Source organism: Campylobacter australis, assembly GCF_050586305.1.
Lineage (GTDB): Bacteria > Campylobacterota > Campylobacteria > Campylobacterales > Campylobacteraceae > Campylobacter_A.
The window spans coordinates 224403-242907 of record NZ_JAXUAA010000002.1 but is presented as its reverse complement, the minus strand read 5'-3'; the positions used below and the strand labels follow the sequence as shown (position 1 = coordinate 242907).

Here is an 18505-nt window from a genome sequence, read left to right as displayed (position 1 = left end):
TTTGTTTATTTTTTTAATTTTATCCAAAAATTTATCATATTTTGAAAAAATTTGCTATAATTTGCCAAAAATTTACAAAGATTGAGTAGATGTGTATAAAATTTAAAAAATTAATTTTAGATAGAATTTTTGTAGTTTCACGCCAACCAGTGCTTTTTAGAGATCTTCTGGAGGCAAATTCGCTTTATAATGAGGGTATGTTGATCGATTGTGCAAATCTAAATTTTAGGTTTGATACACTAAAAACATATGGAATTTACACGGTTATCTGTACTATTATGCTTTTTGTTTCACTGTTAATAACGCATAGCTTTTTGGCTAAAATAGACAGCCATATCTCAATAATAGGCACTATGGTTATAACATCTTTGATATTTTTAGGCTTTGATATGTTTAAAATTTGGGCTAGAAAAGAAAAGAGTGCTGAGCTTATAAAACAGGCATGGACTGTGCATTTTCCGTTTTTTGCCTATGAAAAATACTCAAAAAAAGTCGATGAAATTTACACTAAAGCTATAAAAGATGGCATTACAAAAAGTGACTTAGAACGGCATGTTTTAGAGAAGTTAGTTTTAGAGAGAAGTCAGTAGTTAAGGCTTTAGAGTGCAATTTATGCTGCTACCACTGCTCTGCTTGAAGTGGATTTTTGATATTTATTTTGTATTTTAATGCTTCTAATTTATTTTTTAAAACGCGATTCTCCTCAAGCAAAACATCTCTTTTGTTGCTAATCTCAGTTATTTCCATACTTATATAGTAAATTTTATTTGCAAAGTAGATTTTTGGTAAAAATATGCAAAAAGCTATTGCAAGGCATGCAAACGCCACAAATAGCGTTCTCCAACCCAAATTTTCCTCTCGCATTTGCTCAATGTCATGAAATTTTAAAAGCTCTTGTTTTTCACTCATCTTGATACCTTAAATACACGCATTTTTGCACAGCTACTACGCGAATTTTGTTTTATCTCGGCTTGGCTTGGTGTGATAGCTTTTTTGGTTATTATCTCTCCGATCGCATGATTGTTTCCGCAAACACAGCGCATTGTGCCACTTGGGCAGATGCAGCTTTTTGCCCACTCTTTAAATGTATTTTTTACTATTCTATCCTCAAGTGAGTGAAAACTTATGATACAGACTAGACAGTTGTTTAGTTCTGAGTTTTTGATACTTTGAAGTAAATTTTTAAGCTCATTAAGCTCGTTATTTATCTCAATGCGAATTGCCTGAAAAGCCAAAATAGCAGGACTAGCGGAGCGTCCCTTAAAGCTTTTTGTGCCGACTATCTCACTTAGCTCTTTTGCACTTTTTATAGGAGCGCGTTCTCTTGCACTCACTATCTTATCTGCGATCTTTTTTGCATTTTTTAGCTCACCATACTCAAAAAATATGCGTGAAAGCTCATCATGTGAGTATGAATTTACGACTTCGTATGCATTAATACCACTGCTTGTGTCCATTCGCATGTCAAGAGCGTCAGAATTTATGCTAAAACCGCGCTCATTTTTGTCTATTTGAAGTGAGCTAACGCCTATATCAGCTAAAATTCCGCGGATATTTTTTATCTCATTTTTGTCTAATTTATTAAGCAGGTTTGAAAAAGTTGATTTATAAATTTTTACTCTTTTGCCAAAATTTGCTAGCTTTTGAGTGCTAAAATTTATAGCCTCATCATCGCGGTCGCAGGCTATTAGCTCGATATTTTTATTATTTTCTAAAATTTCACTACTATGACCAGCGTATCCTAGCGTACAGTCAATGAAAATTCCGCTAATTTGAGTAAAAATTTCTTTCACTTCGTCAAGTAAAACACTTTTATGAGGACTTTGCAACTTTTTCCTTGTTTAAATTAATACGATAATTTAGCAAAATTTTACTTAAAATAAGAAATTGTGTATAATTTTACACAAAATTTTTCAAAAGGTGTTTAGATATGGAGATTAAGCGATCGATACAAGAGATGAAAAAAATTTCACTTGCGATGTTTAGAAAGAATTTTTTTGGTGTTTTTCATGGTTCTATCTCGTCAAAAGTAGAGGGTAATCAGTTTGTTATAAATAAACAAAATGCAATATTTGATGACATAGAAGATGATGATGTTGTTGTGCTTTCATCTAAAAAAGATTATAGATGGAATGATGCTAGTATGGATGCTGCTATACATCACAATATCTATAAAAATATAAATGAAGCAAGATTTATCTGCTATGCTATGCCTCATTATACGACTGCCTATAGCTTAAACCATAGTGTTTTAGTGCCAAAAGATTATTTTGGATATATGAAATTTGATGAGATAAACATCTATGATCCAAAGCAGTTTGAAGATTGGTATGAGCGCGCAGAAACTGAAATTTATAGGCACTTAATTGAAAATAAAACCAATATAATGATAATTAGAGGTTATGGTGTTTATGCTTATGCTAGAACTGCATCTCAGCTTGCAAAAGATGTTGCCATACTTGAAAATAGCGCAAAACTTTTGATGCTTTCAGAAGATACCCGCTCTTAACTAACAAAAAATTAGAAAAATGTTAGTAAAAATTTACCTTGAAAATGTCGATTTTAACGATATTTAAGGCTAAAAAATGTAAAATAACACATTTTTATGTTAGTAAAAGATTAAGGAAATTTTATGATAACTTGGATGCAGAAAAATAAAAAATATCTTGTCCCAACGATTTGGATAAGTACGATAGCCTTTGTGGGTGCTGGCTTTGTAGGTTGGGGTGCTTATGATATGAATACTAATCGCGCTACATCTGTTGCAAAAGTCGGCAATCGAACAGTAAGCATTCAAGAGGTTAATGAAAAGTATTCTCAGCTTTATAGCCAGTATAACAACATCTTTGATGGAAAGCTTACTGAAGAAAAAGCTGGCGAGCTGGGACTTCAAGGCATGGCTTTGCAAGCCGCCATACAAGAGAGTATGTTGCTAAATTTTGCAAATGAACTAGGGCTTAGTGCTAGTGATGAGGATGTAGTGAGATATATCGCAAAGAGCCAAGAGTTTCAAACAGACGGTGTTTTTAGTAAAAATTTATACTACGATACACTAAGAAGAGCTAGGATAAATCCAAATGATTTTGAAAAAGGCATTAAGCGAGCGGTGTTATTAGAAAAGTTAAATGCAGCACTGTCTCTTAATGCTAATGCAAAAGATGTTGAGATTGTGAATTCTGCTTTTTCTATGCAAGACACGATAGCTTTTAGTATTATAAGTGCTGATGAAAGTGAGATAAAGGTTGATGAAGCAGAACTTAAAAAGCTTTGGGAATCAAATAAAGATAAATATCTAACAAAAAAGTCATACGATCTTGACATATTGACTATTGGTATTAGTGATGATGAAGTTGATGAGACTTTGGTTAAGAATTTTTATGAGGAGAATAAAGCAAACTATCGAGATACAGAGGATAAGATTTTACCTTTTGAAGAGGCAAAAGAGCGTGCCAATAAAGACTATTTGATAGAGCAAAGTAGAAGAAGCGCGCTTGAAAAATATGTTGCTGTTAAAAAGGGTGAGTTAGCAACTGATGGAAGTTTAAGTTTTACAGAAGATGATGCAAAGCTGCCTCTTGAAGAGTTTAATAATGCCAAAAGCGGAGATGTTTTAAAACCTATACTAACTCATAATGGTTATATTATAGCAAAAGTTAGGAGTGCAAATTTGCCAAAGCCAATGGAGTTTGATGCGGCAAGAGAACAGGTTTTAAAACTTTATATGCAGGATAAATTTAGCGCATTAATGAGTGAAAAAGCAAAGAGTGAGTTGGCAAAATTTGATCCAAAAAATGCCGAAAAAACTACTATATCAAAAGACAAAGAGAGTAAAGTTGGCGATCTTGATATGTTTGAAGTTGGAAATTTTGTATCACATGTTTTTGACTCTGCTAACAAAAAAGGCTATGTGGTGTTAGGAGAAAAAGCTGTTATATACGAAATTTTGGAACAAAAATTGCTTAATAACAGTGATGAAAGTCATAATGTGTTAGCTATGCAAAATATGCAAGCTATGAAAAATAATGAGATGTTACAAGATCTCATAAAAGAGCTTCAAAAGCGCTATAAAGTAGAAGAATATATTAAAAGGTAGTCTGTTTTGGGAACAAAAATTTTAGGTATTGATATTGGCTCTTTTCAGATTAGAGCTGTTATGGCAGAGCAAACAGAAGACAGTATAAAAATTATAGGCATTGGTGAAGAAAAAGCTCAGGGTGTTAAAAAAGGGACTATTAGTAATATTGAGCATGCCTCAAGGTCTATTAAATCTGCTATCGAAAAAGCTCAGCGAATAGCTGGGACTCAGTATGAAAAAGTCGTAGTTTCTATCTCTGGCGCATACACAAAAAGTACAGAGAGTGGAAGTGTTGTAAATTTACCAAACCATGAAATAGGCATTAAAGAGATTGAGCGTGCCATAACTACTGCAAAACATAATGCCATGATACCTAGCGATTATGAAATTTTGCATGTGCTTCCTTATAGCTTTAAGGTGGATGAGCAAGAGCATATAGAAGATCCTCTTGGCATGAATGCTAATAGGCTTGAAGTTCAGACTTACATTATAATGGTCCAAAAGTCATATTTAAGCAATGTTAAAAAAGCAGTAAGTATGGCAGGAGTAAAGGCTGATAATATTGTTCTTTCTGGCTATGCCTCAGCTATTTCTACATTAAACGATGATGAAAAAGAGCTTGGTGTTGCACTTATAGACATGGGTGGCTCGACTTGTAATGTTGTGATACACTCTGGAAATTCTGTAAGATATAATGGATTTTTGCCAGTTGGCTCTACAAATATAACAAATGACATATCTATGGTCTTGCATACTCCGTTTCATAAAGCCGAAGAGCTTAAGCTGGAGTATGGCTCGCTTTTAAAAAGATCAACTGATATCATTGAAATTCCAGTGCTTGGAGATGAGAGTAAGACGAGTGAAGTTTCTATGGATATAGTTTCAAATGTTATATTTTCAAGAGTTGAAGAAACTTTAATGATACTAAATGAAATGCTTCAAACCAAACGAGAGCTAGTGGGTGCAGGAGTTGTTTTAACGGGTGGCATGACAAAGCTTGATGAGCTTAGAGATGCGGCTGGCGCTATATTTAAAAATATGCAAGTTCGCATAGCAAAGGCAAAAGAATTTGACGGTCTTTATGAACGAGATCCATCTCACTCTTGTGCTATTGGTCTTTGTATGTATGGGGCTGGCTACTTTACCCCTTACGAGCTTGACTCTGAACAAAAAATGAGGTACAAAGGCGAGGTCATAACAAAGCCAAGGGCTGAGTTTAAAAACATGCATACAGAGCATACAAAACCTATAATACAAGAGCAAAAACTAGATCTAAATTTAAGTGATATAAAGATAGAAAATACACAAGCTCAAGCTAAAAATGAACTGGCTGACATTAGCATAGAAAAACCAAAAAAGCCAAACATTTTAGCAACATTTTGGAATAAATTAACACAGGCATTTTAAGGAGCAACAATGGGAAATTTTAAGGTAGAAGAGAGCCACGGCACTTACGGCACAAAGATAAAGGTTATTGGTGTTGGCGGCGGCGGCGGAAATATGATAAGTACTATGATAAAGGAGTACCCAGATCTTGATATAGACCTTATCGTGGCTAATACCGATAGACAAGCACTTGATAAATCAAAAGCTTATACTAAGCTTCAGATAGGCGAAAAGATCACTCGTGGTCTTGGTGCTGGCATGAAACCAGAAGTCGGCAAGGCTTCTGCTGAAGAGAGCTATGATGAGTTAAAAAGTGCGTTTGAAAATACAGATATTGTGTTTATAGCCGCTGGACTTGGTGGTGGTACTGGTACGGGTGCAGCTCCTGTTGTTGCTCAAGCTGCAAAAGAGTGTGGAGCCCTTGCTGTTTCTGTTGTTACTTTACCATTTGCTAGAGAGGGTAAAAAGCGACGCTTACTTGCCGATCAAGGCTTGGCTGAGCTTAGAAAAGAGAGTGACTCTGTTATTGTTATCCTTAATGAAAAGCTTGTATCGCTAATTGATAGACGCATGAGTGTTTCTGATAGCCTAAAGATAGTGGACGGTGTTTTAACTCGTGCTGTTGGTGGTATGAGTAGTGTTATACTTGGAAATGGCGACATAAATATCGACTTTGCTGATGTTAGAACGATCATGAGTCATCGCGGTATGGCGATAATGAGTGTTGGAGAGGCTGTTGGCGAGAGCGCTGCTCAAGAGGCAATGAAAGAGGCGATACAGTCACCACTTCTTGATGACATTAGTATAGATGGAGCACAAGGTGTTTTGGTGCACTTTAAACATCATCCAGATACACCTCTTTATGACATTAACGAGGCTATGGAGATAGTAAATGACTCGGCTGATGACTATGCTGACATTATCTTTGGAACAACCGCTGATGCTAGCATGGAAGAGGGTAGAGTTGAAGTTACTATCGTGGCTACTGGTTTTGAAATTCCAGCCACTCAGACTATAACGCCAGAAAAAGAGGTTCAAAAGGAAGCTATAAAGCGTGATTATGTTATGCGTATTAAAAGAGCAAGTGGCGGAGAGGGTTTTGATAGTGAGGCTTATCTTGACCAGCTTGATACACCACCTTGCATACGCCACCAAATGGACTAAATTTTTAAACTGCATTTAAAGGGCATATGTCGTCCTTTAAACTCTATAAAACTTTTATCTTTAATCTGAAATTTTAAAAAAATAAGTATAATACATAAAAATTTAGTAAAAGGATTTTTATGGCTTTTGAAAAAGTTATACAAGCTATTGATGACATTAAAAACGGTAAAATGATTGTTATGGTTGATGATGAAGATAGAGAAAATGAAGGAGATTTGGTATTTGCTGCCGATAAAAGCGATATACAAAAGGTAAATTTTGCTATCACACATGCAAGGGGAGTGCTTTGTCTTGCAATGGATGAATATAATGCAAAGCGACTAGATTTACCGCTTATGGTACCTAAAAATACTTCAAGCCATGAGACAGCTTTTACTGTTACTATTGATGCAAAGCAGACGACAACTGGTGTTAGTGCTTACGAGCGAGACCTTAGTATGCGTTTGGCTGCTGATCAAAACTCAAGACCAGAGGACTTTGTAAGACCTGGACATATTTTTCCGCTTATTGCCAAAAATGGAGGAGTTCTTGTTCGTACTGGTCATACTGAAGGCTCAGTTGATCTTTGTCGCTTGGCCGGACTAACTCCGATGGCTTCAATCTGTGAGATAGTAAAAGACGATGGTAACATGGCTCGCAGAGATGACTTAGAAATTTTTTGTAAAAAATTTGGACTAAATATGCTTTCTGTTTCTGAACTTGTCGAGTATAGGCTAAGTAGTGAAAGTTTGGTTAGTGTTAGTGAGCCCATAAGTTGTCAGATAGCACAAAAAAACGCAATGCGCTATGATATTACCGATCATGAAGCTAACAAGCATGCCGTCTATATTTTTGGTGATATTAAAAATGTAACAAATGTAAAATTTATGAAATCAACTAGTGACTTTGATTTTGTTAGTTCAGTAAAGTTTGATGAGCTTTTGGTGGCTATTGAAATTTTAAAGAAAGAGGGTGGCTTACTTGTATTTTTATCAAGCCAAACAAATTCTACAAATGCTAAAGACTATGGTATAGGTGCACAAATTTTAAAATATTTTGGTGTAACACAAATAGCCCTTTTATCAAATAAAAATAAAGATTTTGTTGGCATCAAAGGGTTTGATTTGGATGTAGTTGAGTATAAAAATCTTTAATAAATTTTATATAATAAGTATTATCTAAAACTACATTCAAAAAATATATTCCAAAGATTTATCTACTGTTTTTGGAATCCCAACATAATTATAAATATTAAAAAAATATAAAATTTATCGACTATTTTCTATTTATAATTTTTTGGTATAATAAGATACATTTTATCAAAAAGGAGATGTATGAAAAAAATCATATTGTCAGCTTTATTGGCAGGCTCTTTGTTTGCTAACGCAGAGGTGTATTCAGACAAAGTTAAGCAGGTTTATGCTGATGCTAGTTCAAAAGATGTTATTGGAAGACTGCTTCCTACAAATGCTGTTAAAATTTTAGCCAAAGATAATGGTAGAATCAAGATAGAAGTTCAAGGCTATGTTAATCCAGAAGTACCAAGTGTTATAAATTTTAGTGACTCTCAGCGTGTATTTGCTCTTGCTTTTGCAAAGACGGCAAATTTTAAAACAGAGGTTATTAAAAAAGGAGAGAATGGCAAATGGGATCTTGTAAAAACTGTTGTTTATACAGATGATGCCGATTTTGTAGATGATGTAAAGCCGATGCTTTCGCGTGCTGCTGAAATTTACAAAAATGCCTGTGGAGTCTGTCATGGTTTGCACGATACTAGCCACTATAAAGCAAATCAATGGCCAGGACTTTTAAAGTCTATGATTAGTAGGACGGCTATTGACAAAAAAGATGAGTGGCTAGTGATACAATATTTGCAAAAACATTCATCTGATGTAAATTTAAAATAACTAAATATTTTTCCAAAGGGAGAAAAAATGAAAAGACGAAATTTTCTAAAAGGAATGGCTAGTTTGCCACTACTTTCAAGCGTAAGTGCTACAAATTTACTGGCCGATAATGCGAAAACTACACTCGTAAAAAATGGCAAAGTGCTAACAGCGGCCCACTGGGGTATTATGGATGTTGAAATTAAAGATGGTAAGGTGGTAGGATCAAAGTCGCATATCCAATATCCTGAGTTTGTTAATCCACTACCACAAAATACGGCTGATATGGTTTATAAGTCTCGTGTTAAGTATCCGATGGTTCGTAAAAGTTATCTTGAAAATCCAGACAGCCCAAAGCCAGAGCTTCGGGGTAAAGATGAATGGGTTAGGGTAAGCTACGAAGACGCTATAAAGTTAGTGGCTCGTGAGCTTAAAAAAACAAGAGCACAAAAGGGAATAAAGGGTGTTTTTGCTGGTGCAGAAGGCTGGCGCTCAACTGGCAATGTGCATAACTCTACATCTTGGTTGCATCGCTTTATGAATCTTAGTGGCGGATTTGTTAAATCTCTTGAGGATTATTCTACGGCAGCTGGACAAGTTATATTACCACATGTGCTGGGAAGCATTGAGGTTTATGAGCAGCAAACTAGCCATTCACTTGTGCTTGAAAACTCAAAGGTTATTTTGATTTGGGGTGCTGACCCACTTGCTACGCTTCGTGTTGCATTTTCATCAAATGAAGAGCGTGGGTTAAAATTTTTTGAAGATTTAAAAAAGCAAAAAGATAAAAAGATCATTATCGTTGATCCTATTAAAAGCTACACGGGGCAGTTTTTTGATGGTATAGCTGAGTGGATTACACCGATACCAAATACCGATACAGCTATGATGCTTGGTATGGCTTATCATCTTTATAAAACAGAAAAATATGATAAAGAGTTTATAAAAACTTATACAACTGGGCTTGATAAATTCTTGCCTTATCTATTAGGCGAAACAGACAAAACTCCTAAAACGCCAGAGTGGGCAGCCAAAATTTGTGGTATAGAAGCAAAAGTGATAAAAGAGTTAGTTGAAGTGTGTGTTCAAAATCGCACTATGATTATGGCTGGTTGGGCTATGCAAAGAGCCCATCATGGAGAGCAACCATACTGGATGATTGCTACGCTTGCTTCAATGATAGGTCAGATAGGTCTTCCTGGCGGCGGTATAGGATTTAGTTATCACTATGCAAATGGCGGCTCACCTACTTGCAAAGGTGCTGTTTTGCAAGGAGTTAATCGTGCAAGTGTAGGTGCATTTAATGATAGTGGAGATTTTATAGGCACTGCTACTGGACGAATGGAGAATGGTAAATTTGTAGTAGGTCAGGGCGTTGATGGCTTTAAAGAGCCACAAGGTTATGGTATCCCAACTTCACGCATAGCTGACGCATTATTAAAGCGGGGAGAGAAATTTCAGCACAACGGAAAGGAATTAACTTATCCTGATATTGACTTTATTTACTGGGCTGGTGGCAATCCATTTGTTCATCATCAAGATTTAAATTTATTTAAAAAAGCATGGCAGAGCGTTAGGACCGTGGTTATTAATGAGCAGTACTGGACACCAACAGCAAAAATGGCAGATATAGTTTTCCCTATAACAACACCTTATGAGAGAAACGACATTACAATGAGTGGGGATTATTCAAACATGCATATAGTGCCTATGAAACAAATTGTTGAAAAACAGTTTGAGGCAAAAGATGACTATCAAATTTTTACCGATCTTTGCAAAGCCTATGCTAAAGACTTAGTGGTAGCTTTTACTGATAATGGTAAAGATGAGTTTGATTGGATTAGATATTTTTATGAATCAGCTCGCGCTCAGGTTAAAGAATCACCTGAAATTTATGAACTTATGAAGCCGTTTGATGAGTTTTGGGCGGAAAATAAGTTAATTGAATTTGCTCCTACAATGGAGAGCAAAGAGTGGGTAAGACACGGTGAGTTTAGAGAAGATCCTATCTTAAATCCACTAGGTACTCCATCAGGGCTTATTGAAATTTATTCAGAAACTATTGCAAATATGGGCTATGATGACTGCAAAGCACATCCGATGTGGTTTGAGCCTGTTGAGTGGCTTGGTATGAGAGATAAACCAGCTAGCATGCATATGCTAAGCCCACATCCTGAGTATCGCTTGCACTCACAGTTAAATCAAACCAGCTTACGCGATAAGTATGCTGTGGCAAATCGTGAGCCTATTTGGATCAATAGCGAAGATGCTAAAGAAAAAGGCATTAAAGATGGTGACATTGTTAGAGTGTTTAATGCAAGAGGTGAAATTTTAGCCGGAGCAGTTGTTACACAAAATATTTCGCGCAATGTAGTTAGACTTTGTGAGGGGGGATGGTATGATCCAGATGAAAATGGACTTTGTAAGAATGGTTGCCCAAATGTTTTAACTATTGACCTATCAACTTCAAAACTGGCTAATGGTCCTATCCCTGATACCACTCTTGTAAATGTTGAGAAATTCAAAGGCAAAATTCCTGAGCTAACGGCATTTAAAGAGCCAAAATTTGCTTAAAGCTATTTGGAGGCGATGAAAGTCGCTTCCAAGCCTTTATAAATACATAAAATTTTACATACTATTTTACAAACTCTCTCATCATACAAGCTCCATGTGTACCTATACTTTTTATCATGTCAAGGTTGCTAAAATTTATACCGCCAATAGCATAAGTTGTGACATTAAGGCATAAAATTTCCTCTAAAAACTCAAGCCCGCGACCAGGCTCACCTGCATGGCTAGGAGTATCGAATATGTGTCCTGCGATGATGTAGTCAGCACCTAAATTTTGTGCTATTTTTGCCTGCGAGATAGAGTGTATCGACACACCCACTCCATCAAACTCATCAAAACTAGCACCGCCGTTTTTTAGCTCTACAAAGTCATCAAAGCCAAAATGCACCATTTTGACACCTAATTTTCGCGCGATATTAAAATGTGTATGTATGATGAGCTCACACTTGCTTGCATGCAAAATTTCACTAACGCTACGAGCTAATTTTTCATACTCACTTTCACTTAGTGAGCGCTCCCTAAGTATGAAATAATCAGGCTTTTTTTCATATGCTATACGCCTAACATCACTTAAAAAGTCATCGCTTAAATGGCGGTTGCTAACGTAGATGAGTTTAAAATTTTCACTGCTAGACATAGATGTGGTTACTCATCACAGGTGCTAAGCCAAGAGTTTTCATATCGGTATAAATTTGCTCGACATCACGGCAGTCGCTTATAATAAACTGACCATCGCCTTTTTTCTCATTTTTGCTATGCTCGCCCACACCTACACTTACTCCAGCTGAAATTTTACTAGCTGTCACGCCCACTACACCATTTCGAAATCGCTCGCTTTCTCTAGTTGAGATGGTAATATTTGCGTACGGTAAAAATATACGATACGCACAAAGTACGGCAAATAGCTCTTTTTCACTCACTCCATCACTACCTACGCTCCCATCGCTTTTTGTAGGGCGTAGCCTGGGTACTGATAGAGTTATCTCGGCATGAGGGTATTTTTGCTGTATGAAGTGTGCGTGAAGTGCTGTAGCTAGCGCGTCTTTGCGGAAATTGGCAAGTCCCAGAAGTGCTGCAAAGCCCACGCTTCGCATACCGCCCATTAGCGCGCGCTCTTGCGCGTTAAATCGATATGAAAAAACCCGTTTTGTGCCACCAAGATGTTTTTGCGCATAAATTTCAGTGTCATAAGTCTCTTGAAATACCACCACATAATCAACTCCACACTCGTGCAAATAAGCATATTCATCACTGTTTAGTGGATAAATTTCAACACCTACATTGCTAAATAGCTTGCTTGCCTGCTTGCACGCCTCTCCGATGTAGGTAAGGTCGCTTTTTTTGGTGCTTTCACCAGTTAGTATGAGTACATCTTTTAGCCCAGTTTTTGCGATATTTTCAAGCTCGGTGGCGATTTGTGTATCTTTTAGTCTTAGTCTTGATATCTTATTTCTTGCGCTAAATCCGCAATAAACACAGTTGCTATCGCAGTAGTTAGAGATATAAAGTGGGGTAAAAAGCTCGATGGAGTTGCCGAAAAACTGCCTAGTTTTTGCCTTTGCTACTTGTGCCATTTGTTCTATGAAATCGCTTCCAGCCTCGCTAAGCAGGGCTTTTAGCCCATTTATGCTAAGTCTTTCTTCATTTAAAGCGCGTACTACATCGGCGCGGACATAGCCTTTTGGATCGTAGTTTTCACGCTCATTTATTACTTTTTGCATGATCTCATCGCCGATGTCTTGCATATTTGCATGATAGTGTGTGGCGTCTAATGCGTAGCTAAATTTCATCTAAAAATCCACTCAAAGGCGAGCTGGCACGCGCACTTTCACTTACATCACCAAGTCCTGATAAATATGCCGCTCTACCAGCTTCGATACCCAGTCTAAATGCCCTAGCCATAAGCCTTACATCACCTGCTGTGGCTATAGCTGTATTTGCCATCACGGCCGCACAGCCCATCTGCATGGCTTCACATGCTTGAGATGGTGAGCCAATGCCAGCATCCACAATGATAGGAAGTGAAATTTCATCAAGTAAAATTTTTATAAATTCCTTTGTCGCAAGACCTTTATTTGTTCCAATCGGCGAACCAAGTGGCATCACGCACGAAGCCCCAGCACTTACTAAGTCACGCGCGACATTTAGATCGGGATACATATATGGCATGACGATAAAGTCCTCATTTGCGAGTATTTCTGTGGCTTTTATGGTTTGGTAATTATCAGGCAAAAGATATTTGCTATCGCGAATAACTTCAAGCTTGATAAACTCCCCACATCCAAGCTCGCGTGCAAGTCTAGCGATACGCACGGCTTCGTTTGCGTCTCTTGCGCCTGATGTGTTTGGTAAAAGAGTAACACCCTTTGGTATAAAATCAAGTATATTTTCTCGTCCTCCAACATTTGCCCGCCTTAGTGCCAGAGTGATGATCTGTGCGCCAGCTTCTTCTACGCATGCCTTGATGAGCTGTAGTGAAAATTTACCTGATCCCATGATAAATCTCGAGCTAAATTTATGTCCGCCAAGCTCTAAAATATCGTTCATTTTTATCCTTTTATACTATAAATTTCAGCCACCAGCTACAAAGCAGACTATCTCAAGGCTATCGCCATCTTTTAAAATTGTATCAAACTTATCAGCTGTTAAAATTTCCATATTTAACTCTGCTGCTATTACGCCAGCTGTGAAATTTTGACTTAGTAAAAACTCTTGCACACTTTTGCCTATGAAGCTATCTTGCTTTTCACCGTTTATTTTTAACACTATTTTTTCTTTTTGATTTATTTGTATCGTGGGACTTAAGGGATCTGCCTACGCTAGTATTATCTAGTTCAGGTCATAAGGGTTTAGGGCGATGCCCATTCTCAGCCAAAGCTCCCCTGATACATTTCGGTGATTATATCAAATTTTATCCGTTTTGTAGCAATACTTTTGCTATTTCGCTTATGCGTTTTGCATCCGCGCTTGCTCCAATCTCTTGTTTTGCTGCTTTTACAAGAGTGCCGAGCTCTTTTATGCTGTGTGCGCCAATATTTTCTGCCAATTGATTTACCTTTTCTTTTAGTTCATCATCGCTTAGCTGTACTGGTAGATAGCCAGATATGATAGCTATCTCATCCTGCTCTTTTTGTGCTAACTCAGCTCTACCGCCTTTTATGTAAAGCTCTGCTGAGTCGTTTCTTTTTTTGATCTCTTTTTGAAGTAAGGGTAGGGCGATCTCGTCAGTTATTGTAATACGCTGATCTACTTCTACTTGTTTTAGCGCCGCATTTAGCATACGCAAAGTGTCGCGCACGAAGTCGTTTTTATCTTTCATAGCCACTTTTATATCATCTAAAATTTGCTCTTTTATACTCATTTTAACTCCTTTCAAATTTTATTATTTTATTAAAAATTTACTTAAATTTCCATCTTTGTAAGCCGCTGCTACCCCTTCTCTTAAACCGTCATCTATGACGATTAGCTGGGCATCACACTCTTTTAAAATTTCAGCCAAAAGTACGCCACCAGCCACTAGGAGCATTTGTCTGTTTTTACCAAATATCTCGTCTGCTTTTTGTGCTGATATTTCTAAAAACTCAGCTGTTAAACTCTTTATATCATCAAGACTTAATCTTGTTTTGTTTATCTTGCTAGCGTCGTAGTTATAATATGTTTGACCTATTTTATATGCTGCCATTGTTGTGGGAACGCCAGATGTTAAAATGATATGGCGTGCGTTTAGTGAGTGTAGGAAAATTTTAGCTTCCATGCATGTTGTTTTTGCTGCTTCTTGCATTTTATCTAGTATTTTAAAATTTTCATAAAATGTTATGATGCCAAAGTTAAAGCTTTTATGCCTATCTTTATTTCCTATCTCAGTACTAGCCCCGCCAAGGTCGATAAATGCGCACTTTTTAAGATCCAAACCCTCTCTTTTTAGTGCATTTTTTACTCCTAAAAATGTTAAATTTGCCTCGCTTTTTCCCTCTATAATGCAAAAATTTAACCCAAATTTTTCCTTAATATCAGCTATAATAGCATTTGCATTTTTTGCCACACGCCATGCGCCAGTTGCTACGCCTTGGTGTTTTTGGGCTTTGAAGTTAAAAAGGTTATCAGCTTTTTCAAGGGTTTTATAGAGCGCATCTATGGCTTGGTCTGAAATTTTGCCAGTTTTATTTAGATTATGAGCTGCACCAATAATATTTTCATAAACTTTTATTTGCCTTAAATTTTCATCGACAAGCAAAAAACGCACAGTGTTTGAGCCTAAATCTATACTTAAAAACATCTCGTCTCCAAAAAATTTACTTTGTGTTGAAATTTTATCAAATTTCAATAAAATTAAGGCTATAATTTGGAAATTTTTGCAAAAAGGACAAGATCTTGGGACGCGAAAACGCCATTATGTCGGCTGGATTTTTAATCTGTTTAGCATTTTTTTCATACTGGGGATATAACTACATTCCATCTGAGCACCATTTTTTATTTTTTTTAACTAGTGTATTTGGCATATTTATGGCGTTTAACATCGGTGGGAACGATGTTGCAAATAGTTTTGGTACTAGTGTAGGCTCAAAGACGCTAACCTTAAAACAAGCTTTGATAATAGCCGCTATTTTTGAGCTAAGTGGGGCTATCTTTGCAGGCGCAGAGGTTACTGGAACTATACGAAATGGTATTATAAAATTTCCAAATAGTGGTGTTGATCCGATGAAATTTGTTGCTATTATGACCTCAGCGCTTCTTAGCTCTGGACTTTGGCTATTTTTTGCTTCAAAAAAAGGTTTGCCAGTCTCTACTACGCACTCAATCATCGGTGGTATAGTGGGAGCTGGTGTCGTTATGGGATATACAACTTATGGCGGAAGTGAAGCATTTGCTATGGTTAGCTGGAAGGAGATAGGTCGTATAGCTATTAGCTGGGTCATCTCTCCACTGCTTGGTGGAGCGCTATCTTATGTTGTTTATGGATATATAAAAAGTAAAATAGTTGAGCCTACTTTAATGCTTAAAAATTCTCTAAAAGTGCTAAAAAAAGAGCGTAAGCAGTATAAGGAAAATTTTATAAAATCTCTTGCACAAAAACCACACGATGAGCAGATACGCACACTTTCGCACATGGTTTTGACAGATGATGATGAAGTTGAAAGTATAGGATATAGCGAGTATCGTTCACAAATGCGAGCCATGAAAGAGCGTGAAAAGCAGATAGATACATTTGCAGCCATTAAAAAGCATGTGCCGTTTGTTGCAGGGTTTGCAGCCATGATGATATCTATAATGATGCTTTTTAAAGGACTTAAAAACTTACATCTAAATTTTGATGTCATAGAGACTATATGGATAGTGTGTGTGATAGGAATTCTAGCATATTTAGCTAGTTTTGCTATTATAAATTTGATGCTTAAAAATGACAGTGAAAAGAGTGTAAATCGTATATTTTCATGGTTTCAAATCTTTACTGCTAGTGCCTTTGCTTTTTCTCATGGTGCAAACGACATTGCAAATGCTGTTGGACCGTTTGCAGCCATCATAGATGTATTAAAAACTGGAGCTATAAACGAAAAGTCAGCAGTGCCTGATATGGCTATGTTGATGTTTGGTATTGCTCTTGTTGTTGGACTTTGGTTTTTGGGTAAGGAAGTTATAGGCACCATAGGCTCAAAGCTGGCTGAAATTTTACCAACCACTGGCTTTAGTGCCGAGCTTGCTTCAAGTATAGTTATTTTAGTTGCTACAAAGCTTGGCATACCTGTAAGCTCTACTCATATCCTTATCGGGGCGGTTATTGGTATCGGTATACTTAATAAAAATGCCAACTGGGTGATGGTGCGACCTATCATTTTGGCATGGATCATCACTTTACCAACCGCAGCAGTAAGCTCTGCTCTATTTTATATGATACTTAAAAATTTTATGGGGCTTTGAAATTATTTGTAGTTAAATTTATAAAAGGCTAGGCTCTAAAGCTCACCAGCTTCCGCTAGAACCTCCACCACCAAAGCCACCTCCGCCCCCACGAAAGCCGCCACCTCTACTACTTCTACTACCAAAGCCGCCGTTTATACCGCTTCCAAAGTCATCGTTTTCGTCGTCTGTATAGTGGTTTTGTCTAGGTTTTGCGCTAGATATCATCATATAAATCAGCGCAAAAATACAGACAAAAAGCCCAATCCCCATAAATGAGAACGGCTCAACAGCAAGCGCATCATTAATAAAAGTGGCTAAAAGCCCTGAAAATGTAAGAGAAAAACCCAGTTGTTTGCCAGTTTTGCTCTTAAATATCGCGCCCAAAAAAGTAAGCGCAAAGCCAAATAGTGCTCCCATTAGAGAAAACGGCAAATCTTCGCTACTACTATCTTGACTAGCCTCAAACGCTCCGCTTGCCGCCGCGATGATATTTGCAATGCCATTTTTTACACCAGCGTCGTAGTTGTTTTGGCGAAATTTCGGAAGTATTGTTTGCTCGAGGATAAGGCTTGCGATAGCGTCTGTTATTTCCCCCTCAAGCCCATATCCAACCTCTATGCGAACTTTACGCTCGTTTGGGGCGACAAGTAGCAAAACTCCGTTGTCTTTGCCTTTTTGTCCGATGCCCCATGCTCTTGCTAGTTCGTTTGCATAACTTTCTATGTCTTTATTTTGTAGCGAATTTATAGTGGTTACGACGACTTGCGTGGAGCTGTTTTGTTCGAAATTTGCAAGAATTTGCTCTAGCTCATCTTTTGTGCTTTGGTTTAGAATTTGTGCGCTATCTACGACACGACCGCTAAGTTGAGGAAAATCAAGCGCAAAAATTCCACTAAAAATCGTGCCAAGAAGCAAAAAAAGAGCTAGAATTTTACGCACTATTTTTTCTCAAAATTTACTGCTGGAGCGCTTTGCTCGGCTTCGCTAGCTTCAAAATTTGCCTTTGGACTTAGGCTAGGGTGTAAAAATTTCGCCACTAAGTTGCCAGGAAATGTTCGAAGTGCGACATTATACTCTTTAACTGCCGTTATATAGTCTTTGCGAGCGACAGAGATGCGATTTTCTGTGCCTTCTAGCTGGTTTTGTAGAGTGATAAAATTTTGGTCTGCTTTTAGTTGTGGATAGTTTTCGCTAACTGCCATTAGTCGTGATAGCGCTCCGCCAAGTGAATTTTGTGCTTCTAAAAACGCCTTAACTTTGGCTGGATCGTTAAGTGAGCTAGCGTCAAGTGTGATGTTTGAAACCTTGCTTCTAGCCTCGGTAACTTCGGTAAATACGCCTTTTTCATGTTCTGCATAGCCTTGAACGGTGCTTACTAAATTTGGTATGAGATCCGCCCTGCGTTTGTACTGGTTTTGAACCTGTGACCACTTTTCTGTTACGCCCTCATCAAGAGCTGGGAATTTGTTATATTGTGGTACTATAAATACCCCAAGAAGAAGCAGTGCGCCTACTATAATGCCAAGAATTTTCATATCTTTCCTTT

Annotated in this window: 19 protein-coding genes and 1 riboswitch; of the genes, 9 read left to right on the top strand and 10 right to left on the bottom strand. The window is 37.3% G+C overall.

Annotated features, from left to right (window positions below):
- Positions 1 to 89 precede the first annotated feature (89 nt).
- Positions 90 to 590, top strand: a complete 501-nt coding sequence (locus U5B17_RS04130; protein ID WP_430804107.1) for a hypothetical protein — start codon at positions 90 to 92, stop codon at positions 588 to 590.
- Between the two features lie 28 nt (positions 591 to 618).
- Here U5B17_RS04130 and U5B17_RS04125 read toward each other — a convergent pair whose 3' ends face one another.
- Positions 619 to 909, bottom strand: coding sequence for a hypothetical protein (locus tag U5B17_RS04125; RefSeq protein ID WP_430804106.1), 291 nt, complete (start codon positions 907 to 909; stop codon positions 619 to 621).
- Positions 906 to 1829, bottom strand: a complete 924-nt coding sequence (gene rsmH / locus U5B17_RS04120; protein WP_430804105.1) for a 16S rRNA (cytosine(1402)-N(4))-methyltransferase RsmH — start codon at positions 1827 to 1829, stop codon at positions 906 to 908. The genes U5B17_RS04125 and rsmH overlap by 4 nt, the downstream gene beginning before the upstream one ends.
- A 101-nt stretch (positions 1830 to 1930) precedes the next feature.
- Here rsmH and U5B17_RS04115 point away from each other — a divergent pair, with 101 nt between their 5' ends.
- The 7 genes from U5B17_RS04115 to U5B17_RS04085 all read left to right on the top strand — a co-directional run bounded on the left by U5B17_RS04115 (position 1931) and on the right by U5B17_RS04085 (position 11064).
- The gene (locus U5B17_RS04115) at positions 1931 to 2509 is read left to right on the top strand and encodes a class II aldolase and adducin N-terminal domain-containing protein (RefSeq protein ID WP_430804104.1); all 579 of its coding nucleotides are present in this window, start codon (positions 1931 to 1933) and stop codon (positions 2507 to 2509) included.
- 123 nt (positions 2510 to 2632) lie between these two features.
- Positions 2633 to 4093 (top strand): peptidylprolyl isomerase, encoded by a 1461-nt coding sequence (locus U5B17_RS04110; protein WP_430804103.1) that lies wholly within the window; start codon positions 2633 to 2635, stop codon positions 4091 to 4093.
- A gap of 6 nt (positions 4094 to 4099) precedes the next feature.
- Positions 4100 to 5482 carry a cell division protein FtsA gene (ftsA, locus tag U5B17_RS04105; protein WP_430804102.1) on the top strand — a complete coding sequence of 461 codons (1383 nt, stop codon included), beginning with the start codon at positions 4100 to 4102 and terminating at the stop codon, positions 5480 to 5482.
- Between the two features lie 9 nt (positions 5483 to 5491).
- Entirely contained in the window at positions 5492 to 6625 is a 1134-nt protein-coding gene (gene ftsZ / locus U5B17_RS04100) for a cell division protein FtsZ (RefSeq protein WP_430804101.1), read from the top strand.
- Positions 6626 to 6744: 119 nt separating this feature from the next.
- Complete coding sequence (locus tag U5B17_RS04095) at positions 6745 to 7758, top strand: bifunctional 3,4-dihydroxy-2-butanone 4-phosphate synthase/GTP cyclohydrolase II (protein WP_430804100.1); 1014 nt, start codon at positions 6745 to 6747, stop codon at positions 7756 to 7758.
- 180 nt (positions 7759 to 7938) lie between these two features.
- The gene (locus U5B17_RS04090) at positions 7939 to 8511 is read left to right on the top strand and encodes a cytochrome C (protein WP_430804099.1); all 573 of its coding nucleotides are present in this window, start codon (positions 7939 to 7941) and stop codon (positions 8509 to 8511) included.
- Between the two features lie 27 nt (positions 8512 to 8538).
- Positions 8539 to 11064, top strand: a complete 2526-nt coding sequence (locus tag U5B17_RS04085; RefSeq protein WP_430804098.1) for a molybdopterin-dependent oxidoreductase — start codon at positions 8539 to 8541, stop codon at positions 11062 to 11064.
- A 61-nt stretch (positions 11065 to 11125) separates the two neighbouring features.
- Here the strand turns inward: U5B17_RS04085 and U5B17_RS04080 are convergent, their stop codons facing one another.
- The 6 genes from U5B17_RS04080 to U5B17_RS04055 all read right to left on the bottom strand — a co-directional run bounded on the left by U5B17_RS04080 (position 11126) and on the right by U5B17_RS04055 (position 15385).
- On the bottom strand, positions 11126 to 11698 hold the full coding sequence (locus tag U5B17_RS04080; RefSeq protein WP_430804097.1) for a thiamine phosphate synthase: 573 nt from the start codon (positions 11696 to 11698) through the stop codon (positions 11126 to 11128).
- Positions 11691 to 12851, bottom strand: coding sequence for a 2-iminoacetate synthase ThiH (gene thiH, locus U5B17_RS04075; protein WP_430804096.1), 1161 nt, complete (start codon positions 12849 to 12851; stop codon positions 11691 to 11693). The genes U5B17_RS04080 and thiH overlap by 8 nt, the downstream gene beginning before the upstream one ends.
- Positions 12841 to 13608: a thiazole synthase gene (locus U5B17_RS04070; RefSeq protein ID WP_430804095.1), complete on the bottom strand. Its 768-nt coding sequence runs from the start codon at positions 13606 to 13608 to the stop codon at positions 12841 to 12843. Before U5B17_RS04070 ends, thiH begins: the two co-directional genes overlap by 11 nt.
- 24 nt (positions 13609 to 13632) lie before the next feature.
- Complete coding sequence (thiS, locus tag U5B17_RS04065; RefSeq protein ID WP_230056571.1) at positions 13633 to 13827, bottom strand: sulfur carrier protein ThiS; 195 nt, start codon at positions 13825 to 13827, stop codon at positions 13633 to 13635.
- A 28-nt stretch (positions 13828 to 13855) separates the two neighbouring features.
- A riboswitch (TPP riboswitch) is annotated at positions 13856 to 13955 on the bottom strand.
- Between the two features lie 17 nt (positions 13956 to 13972).
- Positions 13973 to 14422, bottom strand: a complete 450-nt coding sequence (locus U5B17_RS04060; protein ID WP_430804094.1) for a GatB/YqeY domain-containing protein — start codon at positions 14420 to 14422, stop codon at positions 13973 to 13975.
- 21 nt (positions 14423 to 14443) lie between these two features.
- Positions 14444 to 15385 carry a Ppx/GppA phosphatase family protein gene (locus U5B17_RS04055; RefSeq protein WP_430804093.1) on the bottom strand — a complete coding sequence of 314 codons (942 nt, stop codon included), beginning with the start codon at positions 15383 to 15385 and terminating at the stop codon, positions 14444 to 14446.
- Positions 15386 to 15432: 47 nt separating this feature from the next.
- On the opposite strand from U5B17_RS04055, the gene U5B17_RS04050 reads away from it, so the two are divergent.
- Complete coding sequence (locus U5B17_RS04050) at positions 15433 to 16977, top strand: inorganic phosphate transporter (RefSeq protein ID WP_430804092.1); 1545 nt, start codon at positions 15433 to 15435, stop codon at positions 16975 to 16977.
- A 42-nt stretch (positions 16978 to 17019) separates the two neighbouring features.
- On the opposite strand, the gene U5B17_RS04045 is transcribed toward U5B17_RS04050, so the two are convergent.
- Positions 17020 to 17898 (bottom strand): TPM domain-containing protein, encoded by an 879-nt coding sequence (locus tag U5B17_RS04045; RefSeq protein ID WP_430804091.1) that lies wholly within the window; start codon positions 17896 to 17898, stop codon positions 17020 to 17022.
- Complete coding sequence (locus U5B17_RS04040; protein WP_430804090.1) at positions 17898 to 18494, bottom strand: LemA family protein; 597 nt, start codon at positions 18492 to 18494, stop codon at positions 17898 to 17900. The genes U5B17_RS04045 and U5B17_RS04040 overlap by 1 nt, the downstream gene beginning before the upstream one ends.
- Between the last annotated feature and the right edge of the window lie 11 nt (positions 18495 to 18505).

Coding starts and splice junctions, on each gene's coding strand:
- U5B17_RS04125 (WP_430804106.1), bottom strand. CDS start 909: ATGAGTGAAAAACAAGAGCTTTTAAAATTTCATGACATTGAGCAAATG.
- thiH (WP_430804096.1), bottom strand. CDS start 12,851: ATGAAATTTAGCTACGCATTAGACGCCACACACTATCATGCAAATATG.
- ftsZ (WP_430804101.1), top strand. CDS start 5,492: ATGGGAAATTTTAAGGTAGAAGAGAGCCACGGCACTTACGGCACAAAG.
- U5B17_RS04070 (WP_430804095.1), bottom strand. CDS start 13,608: ATGAACGATATTTTAGAGCTTGGCGGACATAAATTTAGCTCGAGATTT.
- U5B17_RS04095 (WP_430804100.1), top strand. CDS start 6,745: ATGGCTTTTGAAAAAGTTATACAAGCTATTGATGACATTAAAAACGGT.
- U5B17_RS04040 (WP_430804090.1), bottom strand. CDS start 18,494: ATGAAAATTCTTGGCATTATAGTAGGCGCACTGCTTCTTCTTGGGGTA.
- U5B17_RS04090 (WP_430804099.1), top strand. CDS start 7,939: ATGAAAAAAATCATATTGTCAGCTTTATTGGCAGGCTCTTTGTTTGCT.
- U5B17_RS04110 (WP_430804103.1), top strand. CDS start 2,633: ATGATAACTTGGATGCAGAAAAATAAAAAATATCTTGTCCCAACGATT.
- U5B17_RS04060 (WP_430804094.1), bottom strand. CDS start 14,422: ATGAGTATAAAAGAGCAAATTTTAGATGATATAAAAGTGGCTATGAAA.
- U5B17_RS04115 (WP_430804104.1), top strand. CDS start 1,931: ATGGAGATTAAGCGATCGATACAAGAGATGAAAAAAATTTCACTTGCG.
- U5B17_RS04130 (WP_430804107.1), top strand. CDS start 90: ATGTGTATAAAATTTAAAAAATTAATTTTAGATAGAATTTTTGTAGTT.
- U5B17_RS04085 (WP_430804098.1), top strand. CDS start 8,539: ATGAAAAGACGAAATTTTCTAAAAGGAATGGCTAGTTTGCCACTACTT.
- U5B17_RS04080 (WP_430804097.1), bottom strand. CDS start 11,698: ATGTCTAGCAGTGAAAATTTTAAACTCATCTACGTTAGCAACCGCCAT.